9 protein-coding genes are annotated in these 10,685 nt (G+C 59.8%); 4 read left to right on the forward strand and 5 right to left on the reverse strand.

Features of this window, described 5'->3' with window-relative positions; translation table 11 throughout:
- Positions 1-1,229 (forward strand): methyl-accepting chemotaxis protein (locus tag ACK59X_RS07365; RefSeq protein WP_409956239.1); only part of this gene is annotated, 1,229 nt, incomplete at its 5' end.
- Positions 1,230-1,341: 112 nt separating this feature from the next.
- Here the strand turns inward: ACK59X_RS07365 and ACK59X_RS07370 are convergent.
- Both ACK59X_RS07370 and ACK59X_RS07375 read right to left on the reverse strand, forming a co-directional pair.
- On the reverse strand, positions 1,342-1,569 hold the full coding sequence (locus tag ACK59X_RS07370; RefSeq protein ID WP_409956240.1) for a hypothetical protein: 228 nt from the start codon (positions 1,567-1,569) through the stop codon (positions 1,342-1,344).
- Positions 1,570-1,627: 58 nt separating this feature from the next.
- Entirely contained in the window at positions 1,628-3,325 is a 1,698-nt protein-coding gene (locus ACK59X_RS07375) for a diguanylate cyclase (RefSeq protein WP_409956241.1), read from the reverse strand.
- Positions 3,326-4,024: 699 nt separating this feature from the next.
- Between ACK59X_RS07375 and ACK59X_RS07380 the strand changes: the two genes are divergently transcribed.
- Positions 4,025-4,333, forward strand: coding sequence for a response regulator (locus ACK59X_RS07380; RefSeq protein WP_409956242.1), 309 nt, complete (start codon positions 4,025-4,027; stop codon positions 4,331-4,333).
- Between the two features lie 50 nt (positions 4,334-4,383).
- On the opposite strand, the gene ACK59X_RS07385 is transcribed toward ACK59X_RS07380, so the two are convergent.
- Complete coding sequence (locus tag ACK59X_RS07385) at positions 4,384-6,519, reverse strand: ATP-binding protein (protein WP_409956243.1); 2,136 nt, start codon at positions 6,517-6,519, stop codon at positions 4,384-4,386.
- 193 nt (positions 6,520-6,712) lie between these two features.
- On the opposite strand from ACK59X_RS07385, the gene ACK59X_RS07390 reads away from it, so the two are divergent.
- A complete protein-coding gene (locus ACK59X_RS07390; protein ID WP_409956244.1) occupies positions 6,713-8,728 on the forward strand; it encodes a PAS domain S-box protein in 2,016 nt (671 codons plus the stop codon).
- Between the two features lie 641 nt (positions 8,729-9,369).
- On the opposite strand, the gene ACK59X_RS07395 is transcribed toward ACK59X_RS07390, so the two are convergent.
- Complete coding sequence (locus ACK59X_RS07395) at positions 9,370-9,618, reverse strand: hypothetical protein (protein ID WP_409956245.1); 249 nt, start codon at positions 9,616-9,618, stop codon at positions 9,370-9,372.
- Positions 9,619-9,803: 185 nt separating this feature from the next.
- Here ACK59X_RS07395 and ACK59X_RS07400 point away from each other — a divergent pair, with 185 nt between their 5' ends.
- Entirely contained in the window at positions 9,804-10,259 is a 456-nt protein-coding gene (locus ACK59X_RS07400) for a helix-turn-helix domain-containing protein (RefSeq protein WP_409956246.1), read from the forward strand.
- Positions 10,260-10,280: 21 nt separating this feature from the next.
- Here ACK59X_RS07400 and ACK59X_RS07405 read toward each other — a convergent pair.
- Positions 10,281-10,685 (reverse strand): hypothetical protein (locus ACK59X_RS07405; protein ID WP_409956247.1); only part of this gene is annotated, 405 nt, incomplete at its 5' end.

Below are 10,685 nucleotides of genomic sequence, written 5' to 3' on the forward strand. Positions count from 1 at the left end.
CCGACGAGGCTAGCAAGGATGCAGAAGAAGCTGCCGGTGCCCTGCAACGCGACGTGCTGATCGCCGGCGCACTGGCCAGAGCCCTGGCGATCTACCTGGCCATCACCATCATCCGCTCCATCACCCGCCCCCTGGCCCAGGCCGTGCAGGCCGCCGACCGCGTTGCCGCAGGCGACCTCAGCGGCGACATCGTCGTGCAATCCCAGGATGAAACCGGCCACCTGCTCAGCGCCCTGCAGCGCATGCAGCAAAGCCTGGTGACCACCGTGAGCACCGTGCGCAGCAACGCCGAAAGCGTGGCCTCGGCCAGCGCGCAGATCGCCTCGGGCAACAACGACCTGAGTGCCCGCACCGAGCAGCAGGCCTCGGCACTGGAAGAGACCGCCGCCTCCATGGAAGAACTGGGCTCCACCGTGCGCCAGAACGCCGACAACGCACGCCAGGCCAACCAACTGGCCCTGAACGCCTCCACCGTGGCCGTGCAGGGCGGCGACGTGGTGGCCGAAGTGGTCGAGACCATGAAAGGCATCAACGCCCGCAGCAGCAAGATCGCCGACATCATCTCGGTCATCGACGGCATCGCCTTCCAGACCACCATCCTGGCGCTCAATGCCGCGGTGGAAGCCGCCCGAGCCGGAGAGCAAGGCCGGGGCTTTGCCGTGGTGGCCAGCGAAGTGCGCAGCCTGGCCGGGCGCAGCGCCGAAGCGGCCAAGGAAATCAAGGGCTTGATCACCGCCAGCGTGGAGCGGGTGGAGCAAGGCACGCAACTGGTGGACAAGGCAGGTGCCACCATGACCGAAGTGGTGGCGGCCATCCGGCGGGTGACGGACATCATGGGCGAGATCAGCGCGGCCAGCAGCGAGCAAAGTGCAGGCGTGGGCCAGGTGGGAGAAGCGGTCACGCAGATGGACCAGGCCACGCAGCAGAACGCGGCGCTGGTGGAAGAGATGGCGGCGGCGGCCAGCAGCCTGAACAGCCAAGCGGGCGAGCTGGTCAACGCGGTGGCGGTGTTCCGGCTGGCGGGCGACGGTGGCAGCAGCAGTGCCACGAACAGCTACCGGGCACCCGCATCGACACCGGCGCCTGCGGCGCACAAGCCAGTGGTCATGGCGGCGCGCACGCCCGTGAAGGCACCGGTGAGCAAGGCCCCGGTGGCCAGCCGGCTGGCTGCGCCCGCAGGCGCGCGCACGACGGGCAAGGGCGGCGACGAGGAGTGGGAAAGCTTTTAGCGCGCACAACTGTTCGTAGCTAGGAGCCTTTGCCGAGGCAAGAGCCAACCGCTATGTGTTTGGCGAAACCACGCAGTTTTGCGACGCGTTCCTTCGGGCACTCGCTGGACGCTTACTTCTTCGTGAGACCTTGAATGCGCGGCGCTGGCGCCGAGATTGCAGCCCGTCCATATCCGGTGATTTTGCGCACTACGGCCACTCCCGTTGATCCAACGGCGGGTAAGTCCACCTCGATCATCTGCGCAGCAGCCAACACACGCAACTTATCGATCTCCTGCGGATCGCTGATCGTCAAAGGGAACACTTCGTGCGAGATCTGTCGAAGGTAATCTAATGGCATTTGCTCTCCATGGATGTTCGACGCCAACCCTATCCGTCCCGGAATAGTTATGCGCCAATCACGCTACGGCCTCCACGCACACCTGATTGCGGCCTTGTGCCTTGGCCTCATAGAGCGCGGCGTCACTCCTGCGCAGAAGCGCCCGGGAGGAATCGTGCTGAGCACGAAAGCTCGCCACTCCCGCACTTACGGTTATTCGCCCAACGAGTGGCATCTCTTGTGCCGCCACACTGTCAACGATCGCTTGGGCGAGAGTGCGTGCGCCAACGCTGTCCGTGTCAGGCAAGATAACCGCGAATTCCTCACCGCCTAGTCGGCCAATGATGTCGCAGGCCCTTACGCGCTGCTCGAGTACTTGAGCCAATCGTCGCAGCACTTCGTCGCCCGCGTCATGACCAAACGTGTCGTTCACTTTTTTGAAATAGTCCACGTCCACCGTTACGAGGCTCATCGGCCGTCCACTTCGGGTCGCCAGGGCCACTGCAAATTCGATCTGTGTAGTAAACCCGCGTCTATTCAACAAGCCTGTCAGCGCATCTGTACGCGCCTGGAGGTCCAACGCCCGGTTCGCCGCTTCCAGCTCAGCAGTCCGAACGAGGACCTGCTTTTCCATTTCTGTGTTGGCCGTGAGCAGTCGCGCTGTCATCCCTCGCAACGCAAATGACAGCTGCTTCACATCGCGATTTCGGTCGACAAGCGGGATCATCGCGCCAAGTTTTCCTGCTTCCACCTCGCTCGCTGCTTCACACAAGGTCTTGATGTCTTCGCTAAGACGTCTTGCCGCGAACCATGCCAGCACAATGGCAGCCAGCGCCGCGAACGCACCGAAGATCAGCGTGGCATTGACGGCCCTATTGGCATCTGCGAAGGCGATGTCCACAGGTTGCCTGGCAACAATAGTCCATCCAAGATCACTCGCTTGGTTTCGCGGCCGCAAAGGTACCGACGAGGTAAGGTAACTCTTTCCATCGACCCACGATGACACCGCTGCGGGCTTCTTCAATCCATCTGTGAAGGACGGCGGTACAGGCAGTCGTTGCTTTCCACGCTCCAGCTCACTTCTGTACGCCGCAGGTGAGTAGATCAGCGCACCTGAGCGGTCGAACACGAACAATTCAATAGACGAAGCTTGGGTGACCGTGGGCGCAAGACTTTCCAACACATCTCTCGTCCATTCCCAACTGCCGTGCATCCCGAGCACCCCCACGGTCGTGCCGCCCAGTTCGATCGGAGCGGCAAAATCGACGAAGCGATGAGGCTCGCCGGACGCATTGGGCGGCAAAAGCTTCTCCAACAGCTTTGCAGGGTGCACGTCGCCAACGTGAAGGTCAGCAAGGCCAGCGATGAACCATGGACGCTCTCGAACGCTATTGCCTTCCAGCAAACCCTGGGTTGCGGCCTTCACGTGCCCTTCAGCGTCAGCGACTCCGATCCACAAACTGTAGGGGTCAATTGCCTGATTGCGGGCAAGAAGCTCTCGTACCTCTGGCGAGTCAAGGCCCTTCTCCCAGATGCCTCTCGCTTTGGAAAGCACCTGCACCACGCGACTACGCTCAAAAAGGCCTTGTGACAGCTGTCGACTTGCATTTTCAGCCACGGTATGGAGCACTTGGCTCGCGTCCTTTTGCACGCTCGATCGAAGCATGCCGCCCAATCCTGCCGAAAGAACCAGTGTCAGGAACACGACGAGAGCAGCGAAAACCAAAGAGAGTTGGGTCCGCAGGCCTAGTTGGCGAAACAGCGCGAATTTTGTCATGCTGACCTCACTGAAGCGGCCAAAACATCCTCTGGCACATGGACCTTCCAAAGGCTGTTTCTGCAGAGACTTACCGAGAATCAGACGTGAGATCCTAGCACCATGGGCTGGCCGATTCCAAGAATATTGTCAAGAAATAAATGACAATGAAAATCATATCGATCTGGCAGCAGTTCAAGCGAGGGCGCGCCCTTTCTGATATTTTCGATTGCATGAGAATCATCACTACTGAGCACAGGCTTCGGTGCGATGCGTACAACAGTTGTTGGGTGCTCCTCGTTCGACAAACGAAGTGGTCTGTAGCTTCTGTAGAACTGCCAGATGGCAAGACGGAGTTCGTCTCGCCTACCGAATCATTCGACACCGAAGAGGAGGCGCTGGACCACGCCAGAACCTGGGTGTGCGCGTTCAGTGGGCAGCAGTACCAATAGAGGGCGGTTGGTTCTGCGGTCGCCCTACAACCGTGAGAATGCTGCAGACTTAGGGCAGATGCAATCTTCACTTCGAGTGCGAGAGGTGTTCTTCCTCCCCGGGCGGTAGCTCGCCAGCAATGATCGTCGGCTACTCCAAGGTAACCAGCAGTTCCTGCCACTGCTATGCGCTTTGAGATGCACGCCTCGGATTGCCGCAGGCCTTCGACTTCGCGCGGCAATCAGGTGGCACGCTTGTGCTCGAAAGCCGTGAGGGCGAAGAACCCGGGTGGACATATTCCTCCCCAAGGCGTCGACTCAAGCGCTGGCATACCTGCCTTTCGAATCAGCCGTTCCTTTGAGCAAGGCCTCAACCAGCGGCAGGCTGCTCTTTGTAGAAGATGACGTCTTGGTGCGAGAAAGCGTTGCGGCCGCTCTTGAGGCTGGAGGGCTGTTCGTCATCATGGCAGAGACCGCCGATGCTGCTCTGACTTGGCTGGAAGCAGGCACGAAAGTAGATTTCATCTTCTCCGACATTGTTATGCCAGGGACGATCAACGGTGTATCTTTCTGGTGTTCGAACCAAGCTCCTCCGTAGCGAACGCAGGGCCTCAATCCATGCCCGAGCACATGTGCTGCGGACAAGCACTAGGCAGCACTTGCTATAGCCTGGAGGGCTGAATGCAGCATCCGGGGCGAGCACGGCTTGGGCAACACCTGAAACCCCAGCGTCTTGATGTGGTCCAACTGCTCCGCGTACCCTGTCATCAACAGGAGAGATTGTCGCGGCCAGCGGGTGCGGACGTATTGGGCCAACGCAATTCCATTCATCTCCCCAGGCATCACCACATCGGAAAGCACAATGTCTGGCCGCTCGCCTCGGTCAAGAAGCTCTCGGGCCTTGTCTGCTCTATCGACGTGGGAGACCTGACAACCGATGGCCTCCAAAATCGGCACCAGCGAGGCCGCAACCTCGTCGTTGTCCTCCACCAGTAGAAGCGTTTTGCGGACAGGCGCCAAAACGGTGTCGGGTGGAATCCCTTCCTGTCGCTGGACATGGCTCGCGGGGAAGAAAAGACGAACCTGCGTTCCCACCCCCACTTCGCTGGAGAGTTCCGCGCGACCATTCATCCGCTGGCACATCCCATAAACCTGGCTCAGGCCGAGGCCTGTCCCCGCTCCCACAGCCTTTGTGGTGAAGAACGGCTCAAAAACCTTGCCAAGCACCTCTGGAGCGATGCCCGTGCCTGTGTCCGTGATTTCGATCACCACCATCGCTGGCGTATCGGCGCCTGCCTCGCGCTCGGTTGCATTGCGCGCGTGGATGGTGAGGGACCCTCCGTCAGGCATGGCATCTCGCGCGTTAATCGCCAAATTCAACAACGAGAGCTCCAATTCGGCCAGGTCCAGCATCACGGGGGCCGTGGTCTCATCGACCGAGATCTGCAGCCGAATGCGGCTGCCCAGAGCAGGCTGGATGAGATCGCTGATGGGAGGCAGTCTGTCCTGCAGCACCACATACTCGGAAACCAATGGCTGGCGCCTGGAGAACGCGAGCAGTTGGCGTGTCAGATTTGCTGCCGACTTCACCGCGCGTGTCATCGATTCGATGTGCTTTGCACCCATTCCAGGCGCTGTGCGCGTCAGCAGATGGAGGTTGTTGCTGATGACCATCAGTGCGTTGTTGAAATCGTGCGCTACCCCCCCTGTCAAACGGCCAAGCGCCTCCAGTTTCTGAGCCTGCAGCAATGCCTCTTCGGCGCGGCGCCGTGTCTCGATTTCTCTTTCCAGGCTCTCCATCGTCTGCAATGACGTGCGTGCATTGCGTAAAGCAATTGCGGCAGTGAAGAAAAGCGCAGCGACCGGCACTGAGCCCAATGCGAACAGGATGGCCAGATCTTTGAGCACCTGTTTTCTGAGGGTTGTCAGGCTCATGCGCGTGCTTATGTACAGAGGGTATCGTCCAACTTTCCGGTACGCAAGAAAGCTGTCCTCGCCGGTGATCGACGAGATGCCGCGCAGATGGGCCGATTCCTCGCCTTGATTGAGCCTCGTCATCACTGGGCCCGCGGGCGCAAGATTTTTCGCTCTTTCATCAAAAGGCCATCTTGTGTAAAGCTCACCTCCTTCATGGAACATGAGGACAGCCAAACCTGGCTCATCAGCCACCGAGTCTGCGTAGTACTCGCTGAAGTAGGAGGCCAAGAGTGCGATGTTGATGACGCCCCCGAAACCCCCATCTTCATTCTTGAAGGGGATACTCAGGTTCAGCACTCGCTCGCCGGACGTTCGCGTCACTATGGGCTTGGACACATACGAACCGCTGAATCCCTGCTGATGAATTCGAAAGTACTCCCCATCCGAAAAGTCGGTGACCGGAAACGGCTGCAACCTGCTGCTTGCAAGCGACTTACCTTTTGCGTCCAGGATCAGGATGGATTGGATATGCGGCTGATCCACGGTGTAGGCGCGGAGAGCCTCGTGCAACTGGGGTTCCGAAAGGCGTAGCTCCATCTCGCTTCTGCCGGTGACGAGAACGAGCACCTTCGCTTCGAGCGCCTCGGACGCAGCAAGCACTTTGGATGCGTGCTCATGCGCCACACGCAACGATCGTGCGACCTTCACCGCCGCATCTTCTCGGGCGGAAAAATACTGCGCAACCCCCACCACAAGGTAGATGAATAACGGTACAGCAATGCTCAATATGGCCAGTAGCTTCAACCACCGGACGGATTGCCCCGCCTGAACTGGCGCAGAGACGAATACCTCGTTGCTTTGCCTCATTCCCAAACCTTTATGCAATATTGACAGCCCGCAAGTTCGAAAACTCTCCAGTATCCGATGCGACCCAACAGTCCTTCTGTAAGACAAATCCTCCACTTGCTGTGGAAGCCTGGCGTACAGGCCATCAAGACCGCGAAGTTGGCTCCCCATGCATTAAATTCGTTCCTTTTGTCCCAACTGAAGTTCTTGAAAGATGCCAACAACAACTCCGGATCCGCCGGATGACGACAGGCTGATGGAGCTGCAACGATTCGAATTGCTGGTCCGCAGCATTCACGACTATGCGATCTACATGCTGGACCTGAACGGCAACATCGTGAGTTGGAATGCTGGCGCCGAGCGTTTCAAGGGCTACAGCGCGCGCGAGATCATCGGCAGGCACTTCTCCTGCTTTTACACCCCACAGGACCAGCAGGCGGGAATCCCAACGCTGGCGTTGAACACCGCGCGCTCAGCCGGAACCTTCCAGGCTGAGGGATGGCGTGTCCGACGTGATGGATCGCGTTTTTGGGCCAGCGTGGTGATCGATCCCATCTACTCCGACGACGGGCGCCTGGTCGGCTTTGCGAAGGTGACGCGCGACGTTGGAGAAAAGAAAGCTGCTGAAGAAGCTCTGCGCCAGAGCGAACAGCAGTTTCGTCTGCTTGTCCAGGGTGTGGTGGACTACGCCATTTACATGCTCAATCCGGACGGATTGATCACGAACTGGAATGCGGGGGCTGAACGCATTAAAGGCTTTACCAGGGACGAGGTTGTGGGGACCCACTTCTCCCGCTTCTACACGCCTGAAGACCAGGCAGCTGGTGTGCCCGCCCTTGCACTGAGCACCGCGCGGAAAGAGGGACGCTTCGAAAGAGAAGGCTGGAGAGTGCGCAAGGACGGTTCGCATTTCATGGCCCATGTGGTCATCGATGCCATACACGACGGCGAAGGCACGTTCGTTGGCTTTGCGAAGATCACAAGGGACATTACGGAGAAGCACGAAGCCGCGCAAGCGCTTCAGCGCGCCGAGAAAGCCCTGGCCCACTCACAGAAGATGGAAACCATCGGCAAGCTCACCGGTGGTGTCGCGCACGACTTCAACAATCTGCTGCAGGTCATCGGGGGCAACCTGCAGCTGCTGGGTCGGGAAATCAAGGGCAACGCGAATGCGGAGCGCCGCGTAGAGAGTGCACTTGCCGGCGTACGCCGCGGCGCGAAGCTGGCGAGCCACCTGCTGGCCTTTGGCAGACGGCAGGCGCTTGAACCAAAGGTTATCGACGTGGGCAGTCTTCTACTTGGGATGGAAGACATGCTGCAACGAGCACTGGGCGAGACCATCAGCGTTCGAACCAGCGTAGAGGCTGGCTTGTGGACCGCATTCGTTGACTGGGCCCAGCTGGAGAATGCTGTGCTCAACCTTGCTGTCAACGCACGTGACGCGATGCCGGAAGGCGGCAGCCTCACGATAGAGGTCAGCAACTCCTCCCTTGATGACGCCTACGCTCGCGCGCATGCGGAAGTCGATGCCGGCCACTATGTGATGCTTGCCATCACGGACACAGGCACGGGCATGCCTCCAGAAGTAGTGGCACACGCCTTCGAGCCATTTTTCACCATCAAGCCGGAGGGCAAGGGCACCGGCCTAGGCTTGTCCATGGTCTATGGCTTTGCAAAGCAGTCTGGGGGCCATATCAAGGTGTACAGCGAACTTGATGTCGGCACCACGGTGAAGCTTTATCTTCCCCGGGCCCAGGGGGCGCCAGAAGACATCGTGCGCGGCGAGCAGCGCCCGGCCACCGGCGGCAGCGAGACCATTTTGGTCGCCGAGGACGACGAGCAAGTCCGGAGCACGGTGGTGGACACTCTGAAGGAACTGGGCTACCAGGTCCTGATGGCCAACGATGCGGAGGGCGCGCTGGCCATCCTGCAGAGCGGCATCAAGGTCGATCTGCTTTTTACCGATGTCGTGATGCCCGGGGCGCTCAAGAGTCCAGAACTGGCCATCAAAGCGAGAGACTGGCAACCCGGAATTGCGGTGCTGTTCACTTCGGGGTACACACGCAACGCCATCGTCCATGGAGGGCGCCTGGACGAGGGCATGCAACTCTTGAGCAAACCGTACTCGCGTGAGGAGCTGGCAAGTCGCATCCGGCAGACGCTTGCGAAGCAGGCTCAGCACCTTTCGGATCCAAGAAGCCCGAAAAGCTCCCGTCCCGCGTCAAGCTAGCCATCAGCCCGTATCGTCTTGGTTGGCGCGGATGCTCTGGAGCAAGCGACCACATCAGAGGTGCTCAACGCGTTGGGGCACAGGGTGACCTTCGCGAGTACTGCTGCGAGCATCCAGTCGGAATTGGATGCGGGGCATGTCGATGTACTGCTGGTCGATGCAGACATGCGAGGTGGTGAAGGTTGCGCCCTGGCAATGCAGGCTCTTCAACAACGACACAATCTCAAGGTGATCTTGCTTGGCGAAGCCGTGGACAAGAGCACCGTCCCTGGGTCGGTACCGCTTCGCAGACCATTCGACACAACAGCGCTTGCAGCTGCCCTGGCCAGTTTGGGCATAGCGTGAAGTAGACCCTGCAACAATGCCGAGTGCGGCAGACGCGATTCAACAATTCGCGACATGACATTTCGCACCTCGGCGTAGCGCGCAGGTATGCACACTGGCCGCCCGCACCAACCAGGCAAAGCCAGCCCAGCTGCCACTGACTGCGTCGCCGAGCGCTTGGCTGGGCGCATAGCGGGCAGTTACCTGCCGCGGCTCAGAGCGACATTGATGACAGCGCCACGGCTGTGCATGCTCCCTGGTTGCAACCGCCCTTTAGCAGAACATCTAGCGTCGACCAGGCACTCTTGGGTTCGGCTTCAGTGCTCCGCCGACGGAATTCGCCGCACCTTTGTCAGCAAAGTGCGCGCCGGCTCTTCCAGCTCCCAGGCACAGGCGCGGCGCCACACGTGACGGTCGGGCCCTTGTTCTCCCGATTGGGGCATCAGGCTGGCAGGCCCCACCAACTCGATGTCCATCGGTAAATCAGGCGGCAGGCAAAGAACGTACCACGCGTCCGCCAGGGCGTTTTCCCACACATCGGCCGCGGCGATCTTCGCATCGCTCACCATGCCATCGGGGGTGCGCCCGCATACCAGTCCTGCAGCGCAGTGTAGTCGCGCCAGGCCAGCTGACAAGGCGGGTAAGTAAGCTCGCTACTAGCAGGGAGCCGCTAGGCCAATAGCCTTGGCGGCTTTTTCATTTCTGCAACACTGCTACTGCTTCTTGGCATTGGCTCGCACACAATGCGCCCATGACCACCTTCTCCAATGCATTCCGTTCCGAAGTCGTCCGCATGGCCCGCAAGGAGCTCAAACCAGAGCTCCAGGGCATGCGCAAGGCGCTGACGTCTCATCGTTCAGAGATCGCCGCGCTCAAGCGCGAGGTGAAGACGCTGACGTCGCAGCTCAAGGCCGCCCAGCGCGCGGTCAAAGCAACGGCAACGCCTGTCGAGGAAGAGCGCGGCGCAGCGCGCAGAGGGGGCCGACAGTGGGTTTTCAAGCCAGAAGCACTGACCGCCAAACGCGCTGAACTGGGCGTCACCGCCAAGGACATGGCCAAGCTACTGCAGGCGTCGCCGCTCTCCCTTTCAAAATGGGAGACCGGCAAAGCCAATCCACGTGCGGCCCAGTTGGAGCGAATTCGCGCAGTGCTCGGCCTGGGCAAACGCAAAGCCCTTGCACTGCTGGCTGAAGGCGAAGCCCAATAGCGGCTTGAGCCCTGCTTGGCCTCAGGCTGCCTCGGTAGCCCTGAGCACCTTCGCCCCCGTGAAGATGCACTCCAGCTTCTCATTGATGTAATCCGACATCACTGGGTGCAATGGCAACGTCTGCCCGTTGTGCACATTGCATTGCGTGAAATCAATTCCGTCCCTGTGCGCAGCCCGGCAGGCCGTGATGTACTCATTCATGAGCCCAGCGAACTCGATGAAGGGATGGTTGCCGATGGACACCGCGCTGCGATAAAACGCATCCGATGCATCCTGCATGCGGGTCAGAGCTACGAGGCGTTCGTTGGCGTCCATGTTCACTTCATCCTTCAAAATTTGACGCAGGCAGCATACCAGCGAGCCATTGCGATTCAGCGATATCTCGTCACAGTGTGACCACGTTGAGATCACTCCCCAGCACCTCCC

Origin of the sequence: Acidovorax sp., from assembly GCF_046339755.1 — a bacterium.
Lineage (GTDB): Bacteria > Pseudomonadota > Gammaproteobacteria > Burkholderiales > Burkholderiaceae_C > Acidovorax.